At 47.4% G+C, this 24,566-nt stretch carries 26 protein-coding genes; 13 read left to right on the forward strand and 13 right to left on the reverse strand.

The annotated features are described in order from the left end of the window. Positions 1-21: 21 nt before the first annotated feature. From flgA to RS24_RS05590, 4 genes are read right to left on the reverse strand one after another with little or no spacing between them, the layout of a single operon-like run. Positions 22-786 carry a flagellar basal body P-ring formation chaperone FlgA gene (gene flgA / locus RS24_RS05575; protein ID WP_021777216.1) on the reverse strand — a complete coding sequence of 255 codons (765 nt, stop codon included), beginning with the start codon at positions 784-786 and terminating at the stop codon, positions 22-24. Continuing rightward, positions 758-1,231, reverse strand: a complete 474-nt coding sequence (locus RS24_RS05580; protein WP_021777217.1) for a type IV pilus assembly protein FimV — start codon at positions 1,229-1,231, stop codon at positions 758-760. Before RS24_RS05580 ends, flgA begins: the two co-directional genes overlap by 29 nt. Beyond that, on the reverse strand, positions 1,228-2,358 hold the full coding sequence (locus RS24_RS05585) for a hypothetical protein (RefSeq protein WP_021777218.1): 1,131 nt from the start codon (positions 2,356-2,358) through the stop codon (positions 1,228-1,230). Before RS24_RS05585 ends, RS24_RS05580 begins: the two co-directional genes overlap by 4 nt. A 41-nt stretch (positions 2,359-2,399) precedes the next feature. After that, positions 2,400-2,912 (reverse strand): LPP20 family lipoprotein, encoded by a 513-nt coding sequence (locus RS24_RS05590; RefSeq protein WP_021777219.1) that lies wholly within the window; start codon positions 2,910-2,912, stop codon positions 2,400-2,402. A 319-nt stretch (positions 2,913-3,231) separates the two neighbouring features. On the opposite strand from RS24_RS05590, the gene flhA reads away from it, so the two are divergent. Genes flhA through RS24_RS05615 form a run of 5 tightly spaced genes read left to right on the forward strand, consistent with a single transcriptional unit; the run spans position 3,232 to position 8,535 of the window. After that, complete coding sequence (gene flhA, locus RS24_RS05595) at positions 3,232-5,346, forward strand: flagellar biosynthesis protein FlhA (protein WP_038300860.1); 2,115 nt, start codon at positions 3,232-3,234, stop codon at positions 5,344-5,346. A 12-nt stretch (positions 5,347-5,358) separates the two neighbouring features. Then, positions 5,359-6,567 (forward strand): protoheme IX farnesyltransferase, encoded by a 1,209-nt coding sequence (locus RS24_RS05600; RefSeq protein WP_021777221.1) that lies wholly within the window; start codon positions 5,359-5,361, stop codon positions 6,565-6,567. 33 nt (positions 6,568-6,600) lie between these two features. After that, a complete protein-coding gene (locus RS24_RS05605) occupies positions 6,601-7,380 on the forward strand; it encodes a MinD/ParA family protein (RefSeq protein ID WP_021777222.1) in 780 nt (259 codons plus the stop codon). 14 nt (positions 7,381-7,394) lie between these two features. Next, positions 7,395-8,111, forward strand: coding sequence for a sigma-70 family RNA polymerase sigma factor (locus RS24_RS05610; RefSeq protein WP_021777223.1), 717 nt, complete (start codon positions 7,395-7,397; stop codon positions 8,109-8,111). Between the two features lie 16 nt (positions 8,112-8,127). After that, a complete protein-coding gene (locus RS24_RS05615; RefSeq protein ID WP_021777224.1) occupies positions 8,128-8,535 on the forward strand; it encodes a hypothetical protein in 408 nt (135 codons plus the stop codon). A 19-nt stretch (positions 8,536-8,554) separates the two neighbouring features. On the opposite strand, the gene RS24_RS05620 is transcribed toward RS24_RS05615, so the two are convergent. Beyond that, entirely contained in the window at positions 8,555-9,343 is a 789-nt protein-coding gene (locus tag RS24_RS05620) for a flagellar hook-basal body protein (RefSeq protein ID WP_021777225.1), read from the reverse strand. A gap of 135 nt (positions 9,344-9,478) precedes the next feature. Between RS24_RS05620 and RS24_RS05625 the strand changes: the two genes are divergently transcribed. From RS24_RS05625 to RS24_RS05645, 5 genes are all read left to right on the forward strand, one after another. Then, entirely contained in the window at positions 9,479-9,865 is a 387-nt protein-coding gene (locus RS24_RS05625; protein WP_038300862.1) for a hypothetical protein, read from the forward strand. Continuing rightward, a complete protein-coding gene (locus RS24_RS05630) occupies positions 9,865-10,500 on the forward strand; it encodes a tetratricopeptide repeat protein (RefSeq protein WP_021777227.1) in 636 nt (211 codons plus the stop codon). Before RS24_RS05625 ends, RS24_RS05630 begins: the two co-directional genes overlap by 1 nt. Before the next feature lie 41 nt (positions 10,501-10,541). Continuing rightward, entirely contained in the window at positions 10,542-10,742 is a 201-nt protein-coding gene (locus tag RS24_RS05635; protein ID WP_021777228.1) for a hypothetical protein, read from the forward strand. Position 10,743: 1 nt separating this feature from the next. Beyond that, positions 10,744-11,022, forward strand: a complete 279-nt coding sequence (locus tag RS24_RS05640; protein WP_021777229.1) for a hypothetical protein — start codon at positions 10,744-10,746, stop codon at positions 11,020-11,022. Between the two features lie 112 nt (positions 11,023-11,134). After that, positions 11,135-11,758 (forward strand): EipA family protein, encoded by a 624-nt coding sequence (locus tag RS24_RS05645; protein ID WP_038300773.1) that lies wholly within the window; start codon positions 11,135-11,137, stop codon positions 11,756-11,758. On the opposite strand, the gene RS24_RS05650 is transcribed toward RS24_RS05645, so the two are convergent. Then, complete coding sequence (locus RS24_RS05650) at positions 11,755-12,159, reverse strand: hypothetical protein (RefSeq protein ID WP_038300775.1); 405 nt, start codon at positions 12,157-12,159, stop codon at positions 11,755-11,757. The two genes, RS24_RS05645 and RS24_RS05650, sit on opposite strands and share 4 nt — an antisense overlap. Here RS24_RS05650 and RS24_RS05655 point away from each other — a divergent pair. The 3 genes from RS24_RS05655 (at position 12,158) to RS24_RS05665 (ending at position 15,780) form a co-directional block, all read left to right on the forward strand. Then, positions 12,158-13,171: an RluA family pseudouridine synthase gene (locus RS24_RS05655; RefSeq protein WP_021777232.1), complete on the forward strand. Its 1,014-nt coding sequence runs from the start codon at positions 12,158-12,160 to the stop codon at positions 13,169-13,171. The two genes, RS24_RS05650 and RS24_RS05655, sit on opposite strands and share 2 nt — an antisense overlap. 40 nt (positions 13,172-13,211) lie before the next feature. Further along, positions 13,212-14,177: an RNA polymerase sigma factor RpoH gene (gene rpoH, locus RS24_RS05660; RefSeq protein ID WP_021777233.1), complete on the forward strand. Its 966-nt coding sequence runs from the start codon at positions 13,212-13,214 to the stop codon at positions 14,175-14,177. 166 nt (positions 14,178-14,343) lie between these two features. Continuing rightward, positions 14,344-15,780: a sodium:solute symporter family protein gene (locus RS24_RS05665; RefSeq protein ID WP_021777234.1), complete on the forward strand. Its 1,437-nt coding sequence runs from the start codon at positions 14,344-14,346 to the stop codon at positions 15,778-15,780. A 24-nt stretch (positions 15,781-15,804) separates the two neighbouring features. On the opposite strand, the gene RS24_RS05670 is transcribed toward RS24_RS05665, so the two are convergent. The 7 genes from RS24_RS05670 to folP all read right to left on the reverse strand — a co-directional run bounded on the left by RS24_RS05670 (position 15,805) and on the right by folP (position 24,561). Further along, positions 15,805-17,100 (reverse strand): adenylosuccinate synthase, encoded by a 1,296-nt coding sequence (locus RS24_RS05670; protein WP_021777235.1) that lies wholly within the window; start codon positions 17,098-17,100, stop codon positions 15,805-15,807. 33 nt (positions 17,101-17,133) lie between these two features. Next, a complete protein-coding gene (gene serA, locus RS24_RS05675) occupies positions 17,134-18,711 on the reverse strand; it encodes a phosphoglycerate dehydrogenase (protein WP_021777236.1) in 1,578 nt (525 codons plus the stop codon). 2 nt (positions 18,712-18,713) lie between these two features. Further along, positions 18,714-19,877 carry a phosphoserine transaminase gene (locus RS24_RS05680; RefSeq protein WP_021777237.1) on the reverse strand — a complete coding sequence of 388 codons (1,164 nt, stop codon included), beginning with the start codon at positions 19,875-19,877 and terminating at the stop codon, positions 18,714-18,716. 570 nt (positions 19,878-20,447) lie between these two features. Then, positions 20,448-21,374 (reverse strand): FkbM family methyltransferase, encoded by a 927-nt coding sequence (locus RS24_RS05685; protein ID WP_021777238.1) that lies wholly within the window; start codon positions 21,372-21,374, stop codon positions 20,448-20,450. A 103-nt stretch (positions 21,375-21,477) separates the two neighbouring features. Then, positions 21,478-22,323, reverse strand: a complete 846-nt coding sequence (gene thiD, locus RS24_RS05690; protein WP_021777239.1) for a bifunctional hydroxymethylpyrimidine kinase/phosphomethylpyrimidine kinase — start codon at positions 22,321-22,323, stop codon at positions 21,478-21,480. Continuing rightward, positions 22,320-23,666, reverse strand: a complete 1,347-nt coding sequence (glmM, locus tag RS24_RS05695; protein ID WP_038300866.1) for a phosphoglucosamine mutase — start codon at positions 23,664-23,666, stop codon at positions 22,320-22,322. Before glmM ends, thiD begins: the two co-directional genes overlap by 4 nt. Before the next feature lie 79 nt (positions 23,667-23,745). Continuing rightward, entirely contained in the window at positions 23,746-24,561 is an 816-nt protein-coding gene (gene folP / locus RS24_RS05700; RefSeq protein ID WP_021777241.1) for a dihydropteroate synthase, read from the reverse strand. Positions 24,562-24,566: the final 5 nt, after the last annotated feature.

The raw sequence follows: 24,566 nt of genomic DNA on the forward strand, positions 1-24,566 counted from the left end.
TCCTACACTAACACTAACGACTTACATGAAGTTCATTTTAGCATTTATTTTGATTTTTTTTCTATTAATCACAAATCCTTCAATAACTGTGTCGCTATTGAGGTTTTTGACCTTAATAATATCTCCAACGTGCCCGTTTTCCAGGGCAATTCCTACTGTTGTCACATTTATCCCGGATACCGTATTTTCAATATCAACCTGTTGTTCTGCCTGAATCGTCCAATTTGGCACGAGATGGCGAGATAATAGCACTGTTCCCTCCCGTAAAGGTGTTTTGGTCTTTCTACCAAGAACATGTGACAGATCAAAATATCCACCAAAACCACTATAATGCGGTAATACGACAGATTTAAGATTTTCTTCAGTCAGTAATTCACCCGCCGATACGCTGTGAGCGAGAACAATACGCGCAGCTTGGGCATCTTCATTCTCATTATTTAAATTGAGAGTCGTCGTAGAGCCCGTGACACGGGTACGGATATAAGCGGATCTCTCAACCGGATACGCGCAAGAAACCCTAATTGTTTTAAAACTTTCATTTGTTGCTATTGTTTCAAGGTTATCAGCACAGGTAAAAAAGAACTTATCATCGCGCACCATTGGTGAGCCCTGAATCTGATGTGTTTTCAGATATTCATTTACAGCTTCTTTGATTTCAACCCCAATCACATCACGGATAATCTCATCATCTTGAGCATTATTAAGCGCCCCCTGCCCCTCAGATGGGACAAAGAAAAGCGTAAGTCCGAAAACCAGATTAATTGCCGAAAAAGAAAATTTCATCATTTACCTTTCCAGACGAAATGCTAGTGGATGAGGTTTTTTGCCCCAAAATCATCGATTGAATCTCATTTACAGAAGGCAAACGCAGTTTCCTTCCCGCAAACAGATAGTTTGGGTTTTGCCTAACAAAAGCTTTTGGGTTGGCTTTAACAATCGCAAGAGACAAAAACTCTCTGCTTAGTCCGCTATTTCGGTAATATTTGTTCATAATTTTAGACAAAGTCTCATCAGGCCGAACCAAATGTTCGACAGAATGATTATAATCCTGAACAAAGGCATTATCGCGGTCATTTCCCGAACTACCAATGCTTTGAACACCGTTATATTCAAGTACAATTAAAGCCTCGGCAGCTGATTGAGCTGGCGTTAACACTAAAAAAACGCCTAAACTCAAGCTTAGAAGTGTTTTTAAAAATCTTTTAGATGGCCTGCTTACAATCATCTTCATTGACCTAACTCCATAAAGCGAACCGTTTTTCCATCAAAATCCGCATTATTCTTACGTTTATCAAGTGTTTCTAAAAATACGCTGTTCATCTGCGCTTCAACAACCCGAAACACCGTCCATGAGGCATCATTTCCGGCAACCACAGCAAGGTGGTTTTTTAAGACACCCTTGGCAACACCAAAATCGACACGCAACCGATTATCCTGATCAAGGGTAAGTTTTCCTGTAACTGGACGACAGGAAAACTCCTGACCGAAATTCATTACAAAATGTTTGAAATCCTCAGAAAACTGAGCCAACAGATTATCTCTGGACGGTGCTGTCAGCGTGTTCACCGTATCAAGATAAAACTCGAACCCCATTCGATGCGTCACCGGAAAGGTCTCCATTGCCACCATCACACCAAGATGGTCGTAAACATCAACATGCACAATAATATCGAGTTGTTTGCTTTTAGCTACATAACCCATATTATTTTTGCGCTGGCGAATCTCAATCCTTGGCGCAAGGGCAAAATCACCGGAGGCAACCGCGCTTGACGTCATAATAGTGTTATAATCCATCGCACTGCCGACACGTTGCGCCTTAACAGGATCATAAGTCATATACATTTGATTGACCGGCTCAAGATTTTCTGACTTGTCGATTGCATCGAAAAGAATACTGACCATTTTTTTTGCTATTCCGGCTGCCCATGAAGGCGCGTTGCGCGCCATATTAATTTGCGGGCTATAAACATGTAGACGGCTTTTCATGGAAGAACTGCAGGAGTCATCAATATGGCCTGTCACGGCACGAATTTTGACCTCAAAATGATGCTCGGTCTGTTTTTCTTCCAGTAAACTATAATCCAGAATACTGTCTCCGGGGCGAACCAAAACCTGTTCGGTTAAGTTAGTCATCTCGTCTATAAAGCTATAACCATCTACCCGGGCTTCCCCTTGAAGGGCGGCAAGATAGAGCGCATCTTCCAAAGCCATGCGCCGTAATTCATCAGACGTGTATTGATCAGACAAAGCGGCACGACCGGTTACCTCAACAATATTCACACCAGCTTGCGCCGGCCCAAAAAAGGAGGAAAGAGACAAGACAAAAATAAAGACACATACTTTCAATATGTTACGCATTACCTCTCGCCCTTCCTAATTTATTAAAGTTTCTGATATACTCAGGTATATCTGTCTGCAGCCTGGATTAAGCGGGCAATCACATCTCTATCTATTTCAAGAACAATCTCATAAGTATCCGACCCTGTCGGGTTAATACGAACTGTTCGGGCACCGCGAATAATGCCGGTCACAACACCTCTAAATGTGTCGTTCTGTACCATTAGATCCACAACGGTGGTGTTACTGTCAACTTGCAAACCGTGGATTTGTTCGGCCAACTCGCGGATGGCTGCCATTCGGGCGGCGCGAATAGCCATAAGACGGCGCTGGGCATCGGATTTACCGGGCTGTGTTGAAACAACCGCATATCCAACCGCTGTCAGCGTCGGAATGGTTTGGACGTTACCGCCGGAAACCATAGAATAAGATTTAAGCTCCTGCTGAAAAGCCGGGTTATCATCTGGGCTAATAGCATTTGAGCTGGTATCAACCACCTGAAGCTCATATCCGCAGGCTGCAACTAGGCAGGAAACGGCGATTGCCGTAAAAAACTTTGTAAAACGTCGTGTCATAATACGTACTCCGTGACAAAAATGACTGCTGAAGCAGATGCATCTTTCATGCCAAGGCTATCCGATGCCCATACAAATTATAAATTCACCTGATTTTAGGTCTTCTCAGGGCTTAAGGAGCAACCTCTTCTGAAATTTTATGTGTATACACGAATTGGCATGCATTTTGCCTTAATCCCTTGTGCATAGGCGCGGAAAAGTTGAATTTTAGTCCAAAAAACCATCTTTTCCGCAGTTTATGCAAGTTAAAGACCAAATGGGCAGTTCTTGTGAGACTGTCGGGTTTTTGACTAAAAATGGGATTAGAAAGGGAAATGTCATGGAAATGACGCTCAATTTTTTGAGAAACCAGAATTCAAAGATGATGCTGACCAGCCTTGTCATGCCAATCGGTATTTTGGCGCTTATTACTATGATGGTTCTGCCTGTTCCTGTTTTTATGCTCGATATTTTCTTTGTCGGCAATATTCTGGTTTCATTACTGATTTTGATGGTTGCTATCAATACTTATAGACCTCTTGATTTTTCGAGTTTCCCCTCCCTCTTGCTTATTGCCACTATTTTGCGCCTTGGTCTTAATGTTGCGTCAACACGCGTTGTTTTGAACGAAGGCCATACAGGTACAGATGCTGCCGGGCGTGTCATTGAAGCATTTGGTCAATTTGTTATTTCTGGCAATTATGCTGTCGGTATTTTCGTCTTTATCATCTTGGTAATTATCAATCTTGTTGTCATCACGCGCGGTGCAGGCCGTGTTTCAGAAGTTTCCGCCAGATTTACACTAGATGCAATGCCCGGCAAACAAATGGCGATTGATGCGGATTTAAATGCTGGTGTGCTGTCAAATGAAGAAGCCAAACTCCGCCGCGAAGAAATTGCCAGTGAAGCTGACTTTTACGGGGCCATGGATGGTGCTTCTAAATTTGTAAAGGGAGACGCAGTCGCAGGCATTCTTATTTTGGCGATTAATATTATCGGTGGCTTGACTATTGGTATGGCCCAACATAATCTTGGCATTGAAGAAGCCGCCAGCAATTACATTCTCTTATCCATCGGCGACGGGCTGGTTGCACAGATACCTTCCCTGCTGTTGGCAATTTCTACCGCGATTATTGTGACCCGTGTCTCAACGACCCAGGACATGGCAAAACATATAGGCAATCAAATCAGCATTTCGCGCGCATGGATACCTGTTGCCGGGGTTCTGATGCTTATCGGCTTTGTGCCGGGCATGCCGAATTTCTTATTTCTCGGTGCTGCTTTACTGGCTGGTGCCGCAGGGTTTTTCATATTCCGCCGGGAACAAAATGAACCGACACAAGAGTCCATTGCTGAAGCCGAGGCAGAAGCAGAAGCTCTTGCAGAAAAGAAACCTGACCAAATTGAACTAGATGATGTTACGGATAATTCAGCCGTTTCCGTCCAACTGGGTTATGGGCTTGTCGAAATGGTAGATGATGAGGCTGGCGGACCATTGATAAACCGCATCACAAGCATCAGGAAACAGGTATCTCGCACACTTGGATTTGTTGTGCCGCCCGTGCGTATTCGCGATGATCTGACACTCGACGCCAATCAATATCGTATTCGCATAGGGCATACGATTGTTGGCGACGATAAGGTCTATCCTGATCGTCTTCTGGCTATTCCAGGAGAGAACTCAAAAATTAAGTTGGAAGGCATTGACGCGAAAGACCCAACTTTTGGAATGGATGCCATATGGATTAAAGCTACCGACAAAACCAAAGCTGAGAGTGACAGCTATGTTGTTGTCGCCCCAGAGTCCGTCTTGGCCACTCATTTAAATAAATTGCTGAATAAATTTGCCGGAGACCTAATCGGACAAGACGATGTTCAAATGCTTCTCGATAATCTTGCAAATTCGTCACCTAATCTCGTGCAATCCGCAGTTCCAAAACTGGTGCCATTGCACCACCTAACTGGAATCTTACGCGAATTACTGACAGAAAATGTGCCGATAAGTGATCTCAAGCGGATACTTGAGGAGCTTGCCAATTTGTCTGACAAAAATCTCAGTATCACAGACTCTGCAGAAATTTTACGCCCAGCATTAAGCGGCCTGCTTATTCAACAAGTCGCGCCGTTAAATTCGACTTTACCAGTGATTACGCTTGATGCAGAACTAGAACAAATGTTGATTACAACTTATCGCCAGCAAAATGAAAGCGATTTGATTATTGATACAGGCCTCGCCCAGCAAATCCTTGGCGAAATTAATACAGTAAATGAGAAGCTGTCTTCCGAGGGACGTCAGCCCGTCATTGTTGTTTCACCTTTCATCCGTCGTGCCTTCTCAAAACTGGTTCGGCAAAATGTTGAAGATGTTCATGTGCTGTCCTTCAAAGAATTACCGGATAGCCGCAAAATTGAAGTGGTTGCCTCAATTGGCAACGCCAACCAAGAAACTGAATAGAGGAGTTAAATCATGCCGACTTTAACCGTTAGTGCCGACGATTCGGCGACAGCAATGGAAGAGATTGTCCAAAAGTTGGGTGAGAATTCTTACATTCTGTCTACAGAAAAAACCGGTGGGAAAATTCACATTAAAGCCACGAATGACATTAAACCTGAAATTGGTCGTCCGGCACTGAAGCGTAAAAAGGCTTTTCAAGATGCCATGACACGTGCCGACAGTAATCTGGCTCCCGTTAATGGAACTCAGAACGATATGGTTCTAGAGCCAAATATTGTAGCCATGTCTGGTGATGCGGTGACAAAAAACATCACATCAAAAGCCGCACAGCAGAGAAGTAGCGAGAAAAATGGTAATGGCGATTACTCTCCCCGCATTGGCGAGCTGGAGAAGCTTGAAACCAGATTGAACAAAATCACACATATGCTGGATGGCATGATACTGACACGCCGAGAGGAGGCTGAGCTTGGCATCGGCAGAAATTCGTATATTGCCATGCAACAAGCTGGATTTTCATCAGAACTTGTCTCATCCCTTCGCGATACATTGAACGCACGCGACGAGAAACTTGGTTGCAAATCATTCCTTCGCGCTCTATCGGAAAGACTGATTGTCACCGATCCTGTAAGCCTCATGGAACAAAAACATATTTTTGTCGTCGGCCCCGCCGGAAGCGGAAAATCATCCCTCACCGCTAAATTGGCTGTAAAACGCCGTGAAATGAGCATGGATGCAACTGTACGCCTGATTGAAATTGATCAACCCGGCGTCACCCCTTGTGACGGCCTGAAATATCACGGGCGTCTTCTCAATATGCAAATTAATAAAACAACACCGGAAAGCGCTCCCGAGGAGTATATCGACAGCACCGCCCCGACAATCACAGATATCTGCATTAATCCTCATGAGACTCCTGCGGTGCTTGACACGTTAGAAAAGAAACTCGGCTCTGAAAACATGACAGTTTTAATTGCCCTACCCGGTGGCGCAAGTGCGCGTCTTATCAGACAACAATGCGCGCTTTATCAATCTTTCAATCCCGTTATTGCACTCACACGTCTTGATGAATGTGAAACGGGTCCGGAGGAGTTTTCTGTTTTAGCTGAAATGGGCATGAAGATTGGCGTCTTCACAGGCACACGCGGCTTGGTCGACTCAATAATATTTGCAAGTATGCCCGCATTGGCGCAATACTTGGAAGATTATTGTTCTGAAGAGTAAACAGAGTAACTAAATAGTAAGTGAAGAGTTTTCATGGCATATTCTGTAGCAGTAACAAGTGGCAAAGGAGGTGTTGGCAAAACCAGTATCGCCATTAACCTCGGCATGACCCTTTCTCGAGAGGGTCAGCGTGTTTGCTTACTCGACACGGATTTTGGTCTAGCAAACGCCCATATCCTGCTGGGCGTGAATCCACAAAAAACAATCAGCGATTTATTAAATAATCGCGCCACCATGTCTGAATTGCCGTGCAATGGCCCCGCAGGATTAAAGCTGGTCGCCGGTGGGTCTGGTCTGACAGATTTGTTGAAGATTGACGAAAATATCCGTAATCAAATCATCCGTTCCACTGATGCGTTGTGTGATAATCTAGATGTGTTGATTGTTGATGTGCCTGCCGGCGCGACTGACAGCGCAATTGATATTATCGCTGCCGCTGACAGAGTGCTGGTCGTCCTAGTCGGGGAACCGACAAGTTTCACTGATGCCTATACGCTTATCAAAGCTTGTTCACTGGAAAAAAACACATATCATTTCTCAGTCGTCGTAAACATGGCCAATAACGCCAACCATGCGAAAGATACCTTTGACCGCTTTAAAAATATTACAGATCGGTTTTTGGATATTGACCTGAGGTTCGCCGGGTATTTGCCCTTATCCAGCGCATTGAGGGACTCGATTGTTAAACGTCGTCCAATTATGTCCGACAATGGAAAAACGGCAGAGACACAATCGTTTAAGAAGTTGGCGCTTACTATCTCCCAGACACCCAAAAACGAAACGCCCGGATTACGTTTCCTAGGTTTGAAGTAAATAAATGGATTTCTATGTCAGTTAAATATCAAACTAAGCCCGAAGTTGAAGAGCTGATAACTGATAATTTACGGCTGGTGCAGTCTATTGCCTGGCATCTCCATGCACGGGTCAGCAAAGTCATCGAAATAGACGACCTGGTTCAAATTGGCTATTACGGATTGGTTACCGCAGCCCAAAAATACACCCCGCAAGAAGGGGTTAATTTTTCCAATTATGCCAGTCTGCGCATTCGTGGTGCGATGGTTGACCACCTCAGAAAAAATTCAAATCTTTGTCGCACCACTATTAAAATGCAACAAAGATTTAATCACGCTGAACAAAAACTCATCAAGCTTCACGGGCGCCAACCAGAGCAAGCAGAGATTGCAGATGAAATGGCAATCTCACTTTCTGAATTGCAGGAATGGCGTAAGAATTTCGCCGCTAATCATCATGAGTCCATGGATCAGGTTTATGATGATTTTTCTATAATTTTTGCATCGAACACCAACGACCCCGAGGAAGAGTTACAAAATAAAGACCTTAAAAAACTTCTTATTGAAGCACTGAAAAAACTCCCAGAAAAAATGGCACTGGTGATACAACTTTATTATGTTGAAGAACTCAATGTATATGAAATCGCCGAAGTTCTGGAAGTAACAATTGGGCGTGTATCTCAAATCAAGTCCGAGGCAATCAAAAAACTCCGCACCCATATTGCGGAAGCGCAATCCCCAGGCTTTGAATAAATTTTGAGGGGCCTGGATGAGCGCAGACCTTCAACAGATTAGAACGATCCACATGACTGTTCAAACAGCCGAAAAGCGTTTGCTCGGTTATAAGGCTGAGGCAGAATTAAATTTGAGTTGCACATTGGTTAATATTGCGCGTGGTAATTGCTCAGTGAGCATTTATCCAATCGCAGATTTTGCAACCCCGTCCGGCAAGCTTGAAATAGAAATCCGTCGGCCTGTTATGAATTTAGCTTTCAATCTCCAACAAACCTCGTTTGACAGGCTGTGCGAAGCTTTATCCTATCACCAGCCGCGACCTGTCGACTTGATGATTTTACTCGATAACGCATTGACTGTGACAATTGACGGTGACCTGTCAATTCAAGAAAAAGAAATTCATCAGATTAGAGATTTAAGCTGGCGTATTCCGCTGTGTTAAACCTATTTTTCAAAAATTATTAGTCAATTAGACGTCGGATCATATCAACATCAGCTTGCATAATTCGTGATGATCCTGAAAATGCCTGCTGGGCGCGTAAAAGCCGAGCAATCTCATTTGTTGTATCTACATTTGCGGCTTCAAGAGCTCCTGACTGGATAGAACCGGTTCCTGTTGCACTGTCTTGCGGCGCAGACACAACCGGTTGGCCTGACTCAGGCGTCACAATATAATTAGTATTGCCGTCATTACGCAGCTTTGTCTCATCTTTGAAAGTTGAAAGACCAACTGTAGCAACTTTTACGGAGACACCCTGACCATAATCCACTTGGATTGATCCATTAGCAGCGACATTAATAGCTGAAAGGCGCCTTATATTTTCTTCACTATCAACAACAGTAAATGGAATCTTAACTTCATTGTTCTCTTCATCAAGATATTTAAAGCCATCCATCGTAACCAACTCGCCTTCATTAGTTAAATTTATAGAACCGTTACGTGTGTATTTAATTTCATCCGGGTTATTTGGGTTTTTAATAGCAAAAAACCCTTCACCATTAATCGCCAAATCAAGAGCTGCATTAGTCATAATAAATGAGCCTTGCTGATGAGCGCGTCTTGGTTCAAGCCTTTGGACACCATTGCCGAGCTGCAAATTTGATGTCCGATTTTTCTCTGTAGCGTAAATATCTTCAAAAATAGTATCACTGCGCTTAAAGGAGACGGTTCCCGCATTAGCAATATTATTCGAGATTACCGCAATATCTTGGAGCGCTGCGTTCATTCCTGATTTGTATATAGCAACCATGTTTCTGTCCTATTAATTCAGCTAAAAAGTTCAAATTTCGTGCCAAAGTGATTTTTCTGGAGAATTTAATCTTTGTTGATTTCTTTATTCATTTTTGCTTTAAAAAAAGCTGAGATTTCGTCTTTAGGTGTAACTATGTCAAACAGTTCTCGTGCTTTAGTCCCCATTGAGAAGAAGTTACCGTCCTTACGTCGTAAGAAGCGTAAGAAGGGTGATGCCTTTGCACTTGTCGAAAAGGACGTTTTTCTCCGCGACAGAGCAATGGTTCGCCGCTATTTACCTGATATTCTTGGAAAAGTTCTTGCACGAGTATGGATTGATGTGGACTTTCATGATTTATTTTCTGAAGACCCGCAAAGGACACTTGAGGATAATGGCGTCCATCTTCCTGATAATATGTATCTAGAGTTCCAAAAACCTGACTCTGATCGCCCCCGTATTGTCGTTTACGAGCAAAAACCGAATTCAAAATTTAAAGTTCGGGTGTTTTATTTACAGCTCGTTATGATGGCCGGCAGGTGATGCGCGCCCTTTTTTTAGGACTTTTACTAGCATGTACAGTTAATTTTCCTGTATTGAGCGACAGTCATAAAAGCGTGCTTCCACATAAAGTTATTGACCCTGACAAGGCCTACCGCGTCGCCGTCGAAGCCGTCAGAGATAAAAAATACACCATTGCAGTTGAGCATTTTGAAATGCTAGCTGAACAATCCCAATATGACGCCCAGTATAATCTTGCCCTTTTATTGAAGCAGGGGCTTGGAATTCCGCAAAATTACCCCGAAGCCCTGAAATGGACATGGCTAGCTCATCTTGGTGGTGTTAAGAAAGCTCAAGGGCTCGCAGATATGCTATTAGATCTTGTGCCTGAAAAGCGACAAGACAAAACCCGCGATCAGGTCTCAGACATTTTAACTGAACGTATCGAGTCAGGTGATTTAAACGCTCTGACACAATTTGCCAGATTTCACTTAGATGTCCTTGTCGAGCCAGATTATGAAACCGCTTATAGTTGGTATTCTGTCGCCGCCGCCTTCAAAATGCCTGGCGGTATTAGAGGGCGTGAAGACGTCATTGACGAGGTTGACCCCGAAAAACTGGTCGAGTTGCAGGACGAAGCCACCGAAATTTTTAAAAATCTTACTTCTCCTGAGTAACCAAAGCAGTCTAAAATAAGCTAATGCTTAAGGAGTAAATTATGCTTGTAAAAGTTCAATGGATTATTGACGGTGTTGCCGAAATGGAAGCCGATTCACTTGAAGAAGCCGAGCTTATCGTCAATGAAACACTCAATAAAGTTGTCGCGGAGAACCCTGTCATTTTTGAAAAGCTCGGCGCACGCGCTATCCAAGGCAAAGGTTATCTTGCTGGATCGGATGAAATTTCAGAGGAAGAATAAAATGCGTTTAGTTAGATGGGTGGGGGCGATTTATTATGTGGCACTGTGCTTTGTGGCACTGAGTTTGGCGGTAACGCAAGTTTCTGCAGCAGGGAAAACTTACAAATCTTCGAAAGACGAAGAAAAACCAGAATATGAAATTTGCAGACTCAAAGAGTTGTTAAGGGAAGAGGAAGGCAATAGCTGCGTCTATTCCCGCCAAAGCGGGGGAAGAGAAGTCGTCATTAAAATTGACAATAGCGTTATATGCCAAGCTCAATTCCGATGTAAAAAAGAATAAATTTATTCACAATTTGACTACACCTCATGTCGTCTATGCACGCACGGGTTATCCGAATCGTTTTCTAAAGTGGTATATTGGTATCCTAATCGAACCAAAGATTGGGAAAAAAATGCTAATAATCAATATGCGTGAAAAGCGTTCACAAAGAGGACGGATAAACTTTTTTCATCTAGCCAGTATTTTTGGCTTGCTTGTTATTTTGTTACTGAGCGTTATCAATAAATCCAGCGCTCAACAGGTAAATCAAGTTGAAACCCTTACCGAAAGCGAAGTAGTTAAAATTGCCAGCCGATGGTTTGGCATGTCATCAGAGTCAGTAGCTGAGGTCATGGATGTTATTTTTAACAAGCATGGCGGGCCTTCCGCTTATATTCGTGGCGAAGAAGCTGGGGGTGCTTTTGTTTTAGGCGCCCGGTATGGGCGCGGTGAACTGGTTATGTCAGACGGGCACACCGAACCTGTTTATTGGCGTGGCCCGACGATTGGCCCCGATTATGGCGGTAATGCTGCTAAAACATTTACGCTGATTTATAATCTGCAAAACCCTGAAGATTTGTTCCGTCGCTATCCAGGTGTGGATGGCTCGGCATTTTTCATTGCAGGTCTGGCGGTTAATTTTCAGGAACGTGGTGAGGTTATTTTAGCGCCCATCCGAGCAGGTGTTGGCGGGCGTTTAGGGGTTAATGTGGGTTATCTCAAATATTCGCGTGAACCCGGCAAGATACCTTTTTAATTTTTTTGCGTCTTCAGTCGAACACGTCCGATTTCTTGACCGGTCTTCATATTCACCAACAATAGAAAATCGCCTTCAGCATCGCGCAGATGTAGGATAATTTTTCTGTCATTGATTTCAGTCGCCATGAGTGCCGCCCCCTCGGGGACATTGATAATATTTTCAAAGCCCGGTTCGCTTATGGATATTTTTCCATTTATGGTTTCAGGTCTTGGGGATGGTGAGTCATCCGTGACGCGTTTGATAATCGTACCGACAACCACGGCAAGACCGCCAACCAAAAGGATACCCAGCACAATAACCGTGATGAGCAACGCCCGGACACAACCTGTCCGTTCAGGCATATCTATTGTTGTTTCTGCATTTTCATTGGCGGCGTTTTCTGGTTTATTCTGAGTCATGTCCGATACCTGTTTTACCTACATCACCACAAATGATGATGACGGCAAACGTCTAGATGCTTTACTGGCTTCTCAGCTTGAGTTTTCTCGCGCCCGCCTGCAAGGGCTAATCCGTGAAGGTCAGGTTATCGTGATACGCCAGCAACAGGAACACACCATAAAAGACCCTTCATGGCGGGTCAAACCCGAAGACGAAATCACCCTCACCTTACCGCCGTTAAAAGACAGTTCGGTCAAGCCCGAAGACATCGCACTGGATATCCTGTTTGAGGATGACAGCGTCATCGTGATTAACAAAGCAGCGGGGCTGGTCGTGCATCCCGCGCCGGGCAGTCCGGACGGGACGCTGGTAAATGCCCTTCTCGCGCATTGCGGGGACAGCCTTTCCGGTATTGGCGGGGAGAAGCGCCCCGGCATTGTGCATCGCCTCGATAAAGATACAAGCGGCGTGATGATTGCCGCCAAAACTGACAATGCCCATAACGCACTGGCAGAACAGTTTGCCGCCCATGGGCGCGATGGGCGGTTACAACGGCGCTATCAGGCATTGGTCTGGGGGCAAGTTATGCCTCCAGTCGGACGTGTTGAGGCGGCCTTGGCGCGCCATCCAACCAACCGCAAGAAAATGGCTGTTTCGCATCACGAAACCGCGCGCTTTGCCGCAACGGACTACACCGCGCTCCATAACTGGACGCATGTTCCCATTTCAAACCTTACCTGCATACTTGAGACCGGGCGCACGCATCAGATAAGGGTGCATATGGCGCATATCGGGCATCCAGTGATTGGTGACGAGATGTATGGCAGCAGCCAGCGCAGTCGCCTCAATACGCTACCCGAAAAAACCGCCGCGACCATTGCCGCACTCGGACGACAAGCGTTACATGCGGAATTACTGGGTTTTGAGCATCCCGAAACGCAAGAACCCATGACCTTCACCGCCGCCCTACCCGCCGATATGCAAGCCGTGCTGGACGTGCTGAATGAGGGTGAAACACACCCCGACGACTAACCCCTTGTTTTAGGGCGGTTTATTCTCCATATATGGAGATATGACGGATATTGTTAAAAAACCTGCTGAAGCAGTCAAAAAGCCGGAGAAACCGGCGCGTTCCACCGCGCTGACAGCCAGCCTGTCGCCGGATGGTAGTCTGTCGCGTTATTTACGCGAAATCCGAAAATATCCGATGCTGGAAGCCCAGCAGGAATATATGCTGGCGAAGCGCTTTGCCGACCATCAAGACACCGACGCCGCGCACCAGCTTGTTACCAGTCATTTGCGCCTTGTTGCCAAAATCGCTATGGGCTATCGCGGCTATGGCCTGCCTCTTGGTGAGGTTATTCAAGAAGGCAATATCGGCCTGATGCAGGCGGTCAAAAAGTTCGATGCCGAACGTGGTTTCCGGCTGGCGACCTATGCGATGTGGTGGATACGCGCCTCCATACAGGAATATATTCTGCGGAGCTGGTCGCTGGTGAAAATCGGCACAACGGCGGCACAAAAGAAACTGTTTTTCAATTTGCGAAAGGTCAAAGGCCAAATTGATGCGATTGATGGGGGGCAACTCACCCCTGAGCAGGTCAAGGAAATCTCGGATCGTCTGAATGTATCGCCAGAGGATGTCCAGCAGATGGACGGGCGCATGTCCGGCAGTGATCGCTCGCTCAACGCGCCGATTGCACAGGGCGAGGATGAGAGCGGCGAGTGGCAGGACTGGCTGGAAGATGACCGTGATGACCCCGAAACCGCGCTTGTCGTCAGTGATGAAATGGATGTGCGCCGCGAGATGATGCAACAGGCGATGTCGGTGCTGAATGACCGCGAGATTGATATTCTAACAGCGCGCCGCCTGAGCGAACCCGCCGCCACGCTGGAAGAACTGAGCCAGAAACATGATGTGAGCCGTGAGCGCATCCGCCAGATTGAAACCCGCGCCTTTGAAAAACTCCGCGACGCCATGGTCGCCAATAACGCATCCCAAAATAGCGACGTCATCGAAGGCGAAGTAATTGGGTGAGGTTACTACTCAGCCGCAATATATGAAACTAAAGGTTTATCATCGTATGTTCTGTTATCCAGAACTCTACCATTTTTCTTTTTCTGAACACCCCCTCTTGCATCGCTTTCGTGGTTTTGGCATGCTCCAGTAATCAAAAAACAAAAGAATCCCACAAGGACACATCATGCAAAGCACGCTTCTCATCATCATTGGCTTATATCTGCTCATGCTCCCCGTCATCGGGATTATAGGTCGGCGTATGTCGCAGGAGAGAACCTTGCGGGACTTTTATCTTGCTGGGGGTGGATTAACCGCCCTGCCATTATTTTTCACACTTTACGCCACGCAATATAGTGGCAACACCCTCTTCGGCTTTGCAGGCAATGCCTATCGTGAAGGGCCGGTGATATTTTTCGCAGCACTCGGCATGGCCATGGCGATTGCATCTTATCTGCTGTTTGCCCGCCCTCTGCAGGATCGCGCGCACAAGCACAACTATGTGACGCCGGCTGACTTTCTGCGTCATCGCTATAACAGCGCGTGGCTCGTGCGATTGGTGAATATTTTGCTTGTCGCCACTTTGGCAAGTTATATCCTGACCAATTTCAAAGCTGTGGGTTTGCTTGCCGAACGCCTCACAGACGGGGAACTTCCCATGCTCTATGCGGTTCTGGGGCTTGCGATTGTAATGGCGTTTTATGAAAGCCTTGGCGGTATGCGCAGTGTCGTCATGACGGATGTTATTCAAGGCGCTCTTCTGCTCATCGGGTGTCTTGGTGTGCTGGTGGCAACCATTGCGACGTTAGGGGGAACGGGTGAATTACTGACCGCTGTTTCCTCTCACCCTGAAAACGCACAGGGCTTTACCGAAAGGCAATGGACCCGCGGCATATCCGTAATGTTACTTTTCGGCACAGGCGTCGCCATGTATCCGCATGCCATTCAACGTATTTACGCCGCTAAAAGCTGGGTGGCTTTAAGCACCAGCTTCCGGTTTATGTTTTTCGCTCCCCTGCTCACAACCGTGCCAATCATCCTAACGGCAATGGCGGGATACCAGCTTGTCCCCGGCATGGCAGATGCCGAAGCTGACCAAATTATTCCGCGTCTGTTATTTTTGCTGATGGATAAATTCCCGATATTAAAAATCCTGCTCGCTTTGTTTATGGCGGCGGCGATAGCGGCCATTATGTCAACCATTGACTCTGCCCTGCTTTCGCTCGGTTCAATATTCACGCAAGATGTGTTCCGCCCGCTTGCCCCCGAAACCTCGCAAGCCACGCTCACAAAAATTGGCAAGGGCCTGTCATGGGGTTTGATGTTAATGATGGCGGTGCTGGCGACCATATTGCCGCAATCCATCTGGATATTGATGGTCATCAAGCTTGAGATTATGTGCCAGATATTCCCCGTAATCGTGCTTGGTGTTCATACGCAAAATCTATCCGCCCGCCCCCTGATTGCTGGAGTTCTGGTCGGGTGTGTCGCTACCTATATGCTGAGATGGGGCATAGATGTTGACCTTGGCGGCTGGCATGCGGGGATTGTCGGACTTGGGCTGAACATCGCAACCATCGGCATGTTTTCGCTGTTTGAAAAACCGCGCACTCAAGAGGCCTAACACCGTTTTACGATGAACTACGGCTCAATCCTCAAACGGATCCTTGACCAAAATGGTGTCTTCGCGTTCTGGGCTGGTGGATAGCAAAGTCACCGGCGCGCCGATAAGCTCTTCAATATAACGGACATAACGTACGGCATTTGCAGGCAAATCCGCCCAGCTACGCGCACCAAAGCTGGTTTCATGCCAGCCCTGCAGGGTTTCAAAGACTGGTTCAATCCGTGCCTGTGCCGCCGCATCAGCCGGTAACCAGTTTATTGGCTCTCCATCCAGCATGTAGCCAGTGCAAATTTTAATCTCGTCAAAGCCATCCAGCACATCCAGCTTGGTCAAGGCAATGCCGTCAATTCCGCCGGTCTGCACAGCCTGTTTCACCAACACCGCATCAAACCAGCCACAACGCCGCTTGCGCCCGGTTACTGTGCCGAACTCATGCCCGCGCTCACCCAGTTTCTGGCCAATTTCATTATCTTGCTCGGTTGGGAACGGCCCTTCACCCACACGGGTCGTGTAAGCCTTAGTAATCCCAAGCACATGCGACAGCGCCGATGGGCCAATGCCCGAACCAATTGCCGCCTGCCCTGCAACCGTATTGGAAGAAGTAACAAACGGATAAGTCCCGTGGTCAATATCAAGAAGTGTGCCCTGCGCGCCTTCAAAAAGGATGCGCTTACCTTGACGGCGCGCTTCATGCAATAAGCGCCAGACTGGTTCTGCATAGGGTGTAATTTTATCCGCCACATCGCGCAGCTTTTGCAATAACGCATCTGCATCGGCATCTGGCTGACCAAAACCACGTCGTAACGCATTATGGTGCTGGAGCAAATGCTCAATCTTGGCAGGCAAAGCGTCAAGGTCGGTCAAATCGCGCACCCGCAAGGCACGCCGCCCGACTTTATCTTCATAGGCAGGCCCGATACCCCGCTTGGTCGTCCCGATTTTGCTGCCCTCAGAAGCGGCACTTTCTCGCGCCGCATCCAAATCTTGATGAACGGGCAAAATAAGCACTGCATTTTCAGCAATTTTGAGATTATCAGGCGATATCGCAACACCCTGATTGTGCAGGGTTTCAATCTCGGCAAGCAATGCCCAGGGATCAATCACAACTCCATTGCCGATAACGGAAATTTTTCCTTCGCGAACAATACCTGAAGGCAGGAGCGAAAGCTTATAGACCATTCCATCAATGACCAGTGTATGACCCGCATTATGACCACCCTGAAAGCGCGCAACAATATCAGCACGCTCCGACAGCCAATCAACGATTTTACCTTTGCCCTCGTCGCCCCACTGCGACCCGACAACGACTACATTGGCCATGCTTCACCTCTTGTTAAACCCACTAAAGCCCCTTCAAAAGACCAGTGCTTTTGCTAGTGTAACCTGCTCCAGAGCCATCACTTCGTCAAGTATATCCGTGCCGATTTCATTATCGACAGCAATCAAAGCAATCGCATTGCCGCCTGGCTTTTCACGTCCAAGATTGAACGAGGCAATGTTGATACCATGCGCCCCAAGTAAAGAACCAATGCTACCAATAATACCCGGTTGGTCATTATTGGTGATGAACAGCATGCGTGGCGCCAGTTCGGCTTCCATATTAATGCCCGTTAGCTGAATGAGGCGCGGCTTACCGTCTGAGAACACAGTTCCAGCGAAAGAACGCTCAGAATTTTCGGTTTTCACAACAAGACGGATATAGCTATCAAACGCTCCTGTTGAGCCTCGCTTGGTTTCCGCAACATCCATGCCCCGCTCTTTGGCAATAGCAGGCGCACTCACCATATTGACTTCCGACATAAGAGGCCTCAATAAACCTGAAATCATCGCGGAACTCAGGGGCGCACAATTCAATTCGCTTACCTCACCGGCATATTCTATCGTCACTTCCTTGATGCTACTCGCAGTCACCTGACCTGCCAGCAGACCCAACTGCTCAGCAAGCGTCACAAACGGTTTGAGCTTGGGTGCTTCCTCAGCAGAAATGCTCGGCATGTTAATGGCATTCGTAACTGCACCAGACATCAGATAATCTGAAAGCTGTTCGGCGACCTGAATAGCGACATTGACCTGAGCTTCTTCGGTTGCTGCGCCCAAATGCGGCGTGCAGACAACATTATCCATACCGAAAAGCGGATTCTCCTTAGCGGGTTCTTCCTCAAATACATCCAACGCCGCGCCGGCAACCTGCCCGCTTTCCAGCGCAGCTTTGAGATCACTTTCAACAATCAGCCCACCCCGCGCACAATTAATAATCCGCACGCCTTTTTTACATTTCGCCAACGCATCAGCATTAATAATGTTACGAGTTTTATCCGTAAGCGGTGTGTGCATTGTGATGAAATCTGCCCGCGCCAGCAACTCATCCAGCTCGACTTTTTCAACGCCAATATCAATCGCCTTTTCGGCTGTTAGGAACGGGTCAAAAGCGATAACTTTCATTTTCAGGCCAATGCCGCGTGATGCCACAATCGTCCCAATATTTCCGCAACCGATAACGCCCAGTAATTTGCCGGTCAGCTCGACACCCATAAATTTAGACTTCTCCCATTTGCTTGCCTGTGTGGAGGCATCCGCTTCTGGGATTTGTCGCGCAAGCGCAAACATCATGGCAATCGCATGCTCAGCTGTTGTTATGGAATTACCGAAGGGCGTATTCATAACGACCACGCCATTATTTGTGGCGGTTGGGAGGTCAATATTATCAACACCAATACCCGCACGACCAATAACTTTCAGATTTGTTGCGGCTTCCAGCACCGGTGGCGTAACCTTCGTAGCCGACCGCACAGCAAGCCCATCATAATCGCCAATAATTTTAATCAGTTCGTCGCGCTCCAGCCCGACATTAACATCAACCTCAAGGCCACGTTCTTTAAATATTTCTTCGGCACGTGGGCTCATTTTATCTGCAATAAGAACTTTAGGCATAATTACAGCTCCTCTTTAGCGGTAGCAAAGGCCCAGTCGAGCCATTGTGTGAGAATTTCAAGGTCAGCAGTTTCAACAGTTGCACCACCCCAAATACGCAATCCCGGGGGAGCGTCACGATAGGCACCAATGTCATAGGCTGCGCCTTCGGCATCGAGTAACGCCGCAATACCCTTTGCGAAAGCGGCCTGTGCGTCCTCATCCATCGCAATGACGTCAGAATCCACAATTTTCAGGCAGATAGATGTGTTGGAGCGATAAGCTTCCTCAGCACAGAGGAAATCAACCCAATCCGTCAGGGCGACCCAGTCGGACAGAACAGCAAGATTATCCGCTGAGCGTTGCAACAAAGTCGGCAGGCCACCAATATCTTCAGCCCATTTTAACGCATCGACATAATCCTCAACCGCCAGCATGGACGGCGTGTTAATCGTCTCACCTTTAAAAATACCCTCAATCAGCTTACCGCCTTTTGTGAGACGGAAGATTTTTGGCAGAGGCCATGGCGGTGTATAGCTTTCGAGCCGCTCCACAGCGCGCGGCGAGAGAATAAGCATACCGTGAGCCGCTTCACTTCCCATGACTTTTTGCCAGCTAAAGGTGGTGACATCGAGTTTTTCCCATGGCAAATCCATGGCAAAAGCAGCAGAAGTTGCGTCACACAGAGTTAGACCGGTGCGGTCATCGGCAATCCAATCACCATTTGGCACTTTAACACCGCTTGTCGTGCCGTTCCATGTGAAGGCAACATCGCGGCTAAAATCCACCTCTGAGAGATCAGGCAAATCACCATAAGCGGCTTCCATCACGCGAATATCGTCAAGCTTCAACTGCTTGACAGCATCGGTAATCCAGCCCTTACCGAAACTTTCCCAACCCAAAATATCCAATCCGCGTTCGCCAAGAAGTGACCACATTGCCATTTCATATGCGCCCGTATCCGAGGCGGGCACGATACCGATATGCCAGCCTTCCGGTACATTTAAAACATCACGGGTGCGGGTGATGGCTTCCAACAGACGAGATTTGCCCGGCTTGGAGCGATGCGATCTTCCGAGAACAGCGTTATTAAGATGGGTAAGGTCGTAACCCGGACGCTTAGCGCAGGGACCCGATGAAAAATCGGGATTTGCCGGAGACGTCTCCGGTTTGATCAAGATAGTCATGTCTCTACCCTTTCAGATAGTTGCCCTTCGGTGGGGAAGGGTGTCCCACGCGGAGATATAGGAGGTTTTGATCCTTAGAACAAGTGAGAAATTTAAAATGCTGTTTCTATGTGGATAAATCGGTGAAATCTGGAGCCTCCCGCCAACACAGAAAAGAGAATTTTAAGGAAAGGGGCCGGGGTGTCAAAAATCGAACAAAAACGACAACAGCGTATTCAGTTCAACTTTTCGGCATAACCATATCGCCATCACCCCGACCCTCCGCGCTCAAAATAAATGCGAGAGGTGGTCTGGAGAACAGGGGTGCGACCATCGCGCCACTGTCCCAAAGTATTTGAGCGTACGCAAAAGAGATAAACAGACATTAACTGCAAACAATAAAAAAGGCTCAATGCCCCGCCTAAACTCACGGAAAATCACATCAAACCTTATACGCAATTTAAATTGCAACTACTTTTAGGGGATTAAAACCCCACCGACCTAACGTCCGAAGGGCGGTAATTAACATTAACAAAATTTAACATTAAATGGAAGGGGTTAGGATGTTCTCTTTTATCATGAATTATAATTTCAAGAGGGGTCGCGCGATAGCATCAAATTATTTTTGCTGATGCGGTGGCTGGCATAGCCGCGCGTTGCTGCAACGGCAACAATATCGACATCCCAGTGGCGGACGTTGTTTTCGATGATAATCACACGCGGCAAAAGCGCGTCTGGCGCGATGTCGAAAAACGGTAACATGACTTTTTCTTCAAAGCCTTCAACATCCACTTTCATGCCGTCAATCCGCTTCAGCCCTTGTGCGTCAACCAACTGCATGAGGGAGATAACAGGCACTTCCACGACTTTATCTGCTGCAATCGCGTCTGCGGGATTATCTAAAGAGCCTGTTATATCTGCCTGCACCATTCTTGTTTCGCCCAGATTATCACCATGTAAGGTCAGGGACAGAGTCCCTTCATGATCGGCAATCCCTGCTTCAACCGCCGTAATATTATAGGTCGGGTTTAACGCGGCATTAAACGCCAGCCGCCGATAAATATAAGGATGCGGTTCAACAGCCAAAATGCGCGTATCCGCATGCGCCACAAAGGCTTCCCCCACAGAAATACTATACAAGCCGACATTCGCCCCAATATCGAGAAACACTGCCCCCGGCGCAGCAAGCGCCTTAAGCGCCTCACGTTCGGCAGGGTCAAAAAGCTGGGTGGCAAATAACACCCGCTTCTCAGAAACATTATTATGCGGGTAAATTCGCAGACGCGCACCAAACAAGGTGACATCCGCACACTCGCCCATCATCAACAAACCGATACGGCGAAATAAATAGGTCAGCCGCTTACCGAACCAACTCAGCCCAAGATTTTGTGTGAGTGATATCAGCCCCGCCGTGACTGCAGACGGTTTACGCGACCCGAAGTCACTTGTGTCATCAATAGGGATTTGTGAAGAAGCAGACAGCTCACTTCGTACAGACACACGGTCAGATACAGACATAGACGCGACTCTTACTTACGCAACAAATTACTGATTGAAACTATGACAAGTGTTCTACCAGATGCAAGACGTTATATGAGGTATTAAAATTTACGCTTTAATTTTAAGGGTCTTGTGACTTTTCCAGCACAGGATGTGCATGGTTCAAAGGCTTGTTATGCCCTGTTCCCAAAGAAGAGTTGGCTGTCTCAATCGCTCTGCGAACATAGCCCAGTCCGCGCTCAACTGCAGCTACAAGTGCCAGACCCTGACCCAAGCCTGTCGCAATAGAGGAGGCAAGCGTACAGCCCGTGCCATGCGTGTTCTTGCTATCGAAGCGTGGGTTTTCAAATACCGTAAAACCCGATTGCTCGGCGAGTAAATCCGTCACCACTGCCTCATTGCCGTGACCGCCTTTAATCAGCGCGGCTTGTGCACCATCAGTCATTAAACGATCAGCAGCATGTTTCATATCATCCAGCGTCTCGACACCACGATTGGTCAGAATCTCCGCCTCAGGCATATTGGGTGTAACCAGAGCAGCTTGTGGCAACATAAGACTTTGCATGGCACTCACCGCCTGCTCGGTTAACAGACGATCCCCAGAGCTTGCCACCATGACCGGGTCAATCACGGCAGGGTTGAGGAAATCATCCAGCAAAGGGGCAACCGCCTCTATCACTTCAGTGCGCGCCAGCATGCCTGTTTTTACCGCATCTGCACCAAGGTCAGACAAAACCGCCATCATCTGCGCCGCCACGAAATGGGGAGGAACATCCATAATATCTTTAACGCCGTGTGTGTTCTGAACAGTCAGCGCCGTCACAGCCGTCATGGCAAATCCGCCCAAAGTTGTCACTGTTTTAATATCTGCTTGCAAGCCCGCGCCGCCACCAGAGTCTGAACCGGCGACAATCAAAATTCTTCCGTTCGGGTAGAGTGCTGTCGGGGACGTATCGCCAGCGCTCACGCGGCAACTTCCTCAATCGTGGTGACAATCTCACCAACAAGCTGGCGGACAAGCGCTTCGTCATCCCCCTCGCCCATTACGCGGATAACCGGCTCAGTTCCGGATGGGCGTACCAGCAAGCGCCCATGATTACCCAGCTTCGCCTCGGCATCACGAATTGCCGCCTGAACTCGGTCATGATCAAGCGGCGCACCCGAGTTAAAGCGCACATTTTCCAGTAATTGTGGCAGAGGCTCAAACATATTACCAATCTTGCTCATTGGCTGACCGGTTTGCTGCATTACCGCCAGAACTTGTAGGGCAGCGATCAGGCCATCACCTGTTGTAGAATAATCACTCATAATCATGTGGCCGGATTGTTCACCGCCAAGATTGAAACCAAGTGCCCGCATGCGCTCCACAACATAACGATCACCAACATTCGTGCGTATGAGATCCAAATCCTGGCTTTGCAGATAGCGTTCCAACCCAAGATTGGACATAACAGTCGCCACAAGCCCGGGCGCGGTAAGACGCTCATGATGTTTCCAATCCGTCGCAATCAGTCCCATAATCTGATCACCGTCAACTATTTTGCCGTTTTCGTCGCAAATAATCACACGGTCCGCATCCCCGTCGAGCGAAATGCCAATATCGGCTTTTTCCTGTAAAACGGTTTCCCGCAAAAGGGCTGTATCAGTAGAGCCGCAACCTTTATTGATATTCACTCCATCTGGGTCGACGCCAATCGAGATAATATCTGCACCAAGTTCCCAAAGCGCTGTCGGCGCAACCTTATAAGCCGCCCCATGCGCACAATCGACAACAATTTTCACGCCACCAAGATTACCCTGCCGTGGGAATGTCCGCTTTGCAAATTCGATATAACGCGCCTGAGCGTCGTCGATTCTCTTAGCACGCCCCAGCCCATCAGCAGACGCAACATGCTCTCCAACGCCGTCATCCATAAAGCCTTCAATTTCAGCTTCAAGTTCATCGGACAGCTTATATCCGTCCGGCCCGAATAGCTTAATACCGTTATCTTCAAATTTATTATGCGAGGCAGAAATCATGACCCCAACATCAGCACGCATACTGCGCGTCAGAAAGGCCACAGCTGGTGTCGGGATAGGGCCAAACAAAAACACATCCATACCCATTGAGGTAAAACCAGCAACCAGGGCAGGCTCAATCATATAACCTGAGAGGCGCGTGTCTTTACCAATCACAACCCTGTGCCGATAGCTACCACGCCGGAAAACGCGACCAGTCGCCATACCCAGCCTGAGTGCCATTTCACCGGTCATATTACCTTTATTCACAGTGCCACGAATACCATCAGTACCAAAATATTTGCGAACCATTGCCTGACCATAATTAAGTAAACGAATCAACTGCTTATTAGTGCCAAACTGTTGCGCTAATATCAAGTCACGCTAAATTTCATTTTTTTACAAAACCTGACAGATGCCCCTTAATTTTTAGCGCATCGCTGAGTTGAGAGGGATCATGTGTGCGGATGTAGTCCACACCTTTCGCCGCCGCCCATAACTCAGCAGCCAGCGTCACCGGCGCGCTGTCTTCTACTGAACGCCCACTAAGCGCCCGCAAGAAGCTTTTGCGGGAAACCGAAACAAGTATGGGTAAGCCAAATATTTTTTTCAGTTCATCAATACGCGCCAGCATTGTGAGCGATGGCTCAGGCGTGTCACCCAAAAAAAATCCCATACCAGGGTCAATCACTATTCGGGTTTGATCAATTCCAGCTTTCATCAGTTCCGTCAGTCGCGTGTCGAAAAAACGGCAAATATGGTCAAAAATATCTCCTGCAGGCGGCGCAGTCCGCGTGGCAGCGCCGGCAGATTGAATAGCATGCATGACAACAAGTCGACAATCAGACGCCGCAAGGTCTGAATAAAGGGCTGGGTCAGCAAACCCATGAATATCATTCATCCAATCAACATTTTGTTGCAAAGCCCATCTCTGGGTTTGCGTTTGATAGCTGTCAATGCTGATGGGAATATTAAGCGCCTTTAGAGCCGGAACAATAGTGGTAAGACGATCAATTTCAGTTCGCGCTGAAACAGGGGTGCTATCTGGATGGCTGGAGGCCGGGCCAATATCTATTATTTCCGCCCCACCAGCATGCAAGGTAAGTGCTTGCTTTAATGCTTTTTCAGAGTCGAGATAAGCGCCGCCATCCGAAAAACTGTCCGTTGTGATGTTTAAAATCCCAAATAGACAGGGAATATGAGTCATCGCAA

Source organism: Candidatus Micropelagos thuwalensis (genome assembly GCF_000469155.1).
Classification (GTDB): domain Bacteria; phylum Pseudomonadota; class Alphaproteobacteria; order RS24; family RS24; genus Micropelagius; species Micropelagius thuwalensis.

Excerpts from the sequence above, each read along its gene's own strand:
- RS24_RS05680 (WP_021777237.1), bottom strand. The coding sequence starts at position 19,877 with ATGACTATCTTGATCAAACCGGAGACGTCTCCGGCAAATCCCGATTTT.
- glmM (WP_038300866.1), bottom strand. The coding sequence starts at position 23,666 with ATGGTTCGCAAATATTTTGGTACTGATGGTATTCGTGGCACTGTGAAT.
- RS24_RS05655 (WP_021777232.1), top strand. The coding sequence starts at position 12,158 with ATGTCCGATACCTGTTTTACCTACATCACCACAAATGATGATGACGGC.
- rpoH (WP_021777233.1), top strand. The coding sequence starts at position 13,212 with ATGACGGATATTGTTAAAAAACCTGCTGAAGCAGTCAAAAAGCCGGAG.
- RS24_RS05650 (WP_038300775.1), bottom strand. The coding sequence starts at position 12,159 with ATGACTCAGAATAAACCAGAAAACGCCGCCAATGAAAATGCAGAAACA.
- folP (WP_021777241.1), bottom strand. The coding sequence starts at position 24,561 with ATGACTCATATTCCCTGTCTATTTGGGATTTTAAACATCACAACGGAC.
- RS24_RS05645 (WP_038300773.1), top strand. The coding sequence starts at position 11,135 with ATGCTAATAATCAATATGCGTGAAAAGCGTTCACAAAGAGGACGGATA.
- RS24_RS05620 (WP_021777225.1), bottom strand. The coding sequence starts at position 9,343 with ATGGTTGCTATATACAAATCAGGAATGAACGCAGCGCTCCAAGATATT.
- RS24_RS05590 (WP_021777219.1), bottom strand. The coding sequence starts at position 2,912 with ATGACACGACGTTTTACAAAGTTTTTTACGGCAATCGCCGTTTCCTGC.
- RS24_RS05665 (WP_021777234.1), top strand. The coding sequence starts at position 14,344 with ATGCAAAGCACGCTTCTCATCATCATTGGCTTATATCTGCTCATGCTC.
- RS24_RS05585 (WP_021777218.1), bottom strand. The coding sequence starts at position 2,358 with ATGCGTAACATATTGAAAGTATGTGTCTTTATTTTTGTCTTGTCTCTT.
- RS24_RS05635 (WP_021777228.1), top strand. The coding sequence starts at position 10,542 with ATGCTTGTAAAAGTTCAATGGATTATTGACGGTGTTGCCGAAATGGAA.
- RS24_RS05625 (WP_038300862.1), top strand. The coding sequence starts at position 9,479 with ATGTCAAACAGTTCTCGTGCTTTAGTCCCCATTGAGAAGAAGTTACCG.
- RS24_RS05685 (WP_021777238.1), bottom strand. The coding sequence starts at position 21,374 with ATGTCTGTATCTGACCGTGTGTCTGTACGAAGTGAGCTGTCTGCTTCT.
- serA (WP_021777236.1), bottom strand. The coding sequence starts at position 18,711 with ATGCCTAAAGTTCTTATTGCAGATAAAATGAGCCCACGTGCCGAAGAA.
- RS24_RS05640 (WP_021777229.1), top strand. The coding sequence starts at position 10,744 with ATGCGTTTAGTTAGATGGGTGGGGGCGATTTATTATGTGGCACTGTGC.
- flgA (WP_021777216.1), bottom strand. The coding sequence starts at position 786 with ATGATGAAATTTTCTTTTTCGGCAATTAATCTGGTTTTCGGACTTACG.
- RS24_RS05615 (WP_021777224.1), top strand. The coding sequence starts at position 8,128 with ATGAGCGCAGACCTTCAACAGATTAGAACGATCCACATGACTGTTCAA.
- RS24_RS05610 (WP_021777223.1), top strand. The coding sequence starts at position 7,395 with ATGTCAGTTAAATATCAAACTAAGCCCGAAGTTGAAGAGCTGATAACT.
- RS24_RS05580 (WP_021777217.1), bottom strand. The coding sequence starts at position 1,231 with ATGAAGATGATTGTAAGCAGGCCATCTAAAAGATTTTTAAAAACACTT.
- RS24_RS05605 (WP_021777222.1), top strand. The coding sequence starts at position 6,601 with ATGGCATATTCTGTAGCAGTAACAAGTGGCAAAGGAGGTGTTGGCAAA.
- RS24_RS05630 (WP_021777227.1), top strand. The coding sequence starts at position 9,865 with ATGCGCGCCCTTTTTTTAGGACTTTTACTAGCATGTACAGTTAATTTT.
- flhA (WP_038300860.1), top strand. The coding sequence starts at position 3,232 with ATGGAAATGACGCTCAATTTTTTGAGAAACCAGAATTCAAAGATGATG.
- RS24_RS05670 (WP_021777235.1), bottom strand. The coding sequence starts at position 17,100 with ATGGCCAATGTAGTCGTTGTCGGGTCGCAGTGGGGCGACGAGGGCAAA.
- RS24_RS05600 (WP_021777221.1), top strand. The coding sequence starts at position 5,359 with ATGCCGACTTTAACCGTTAGTGCCGACGATTCGGCGACAGCAATGGAA.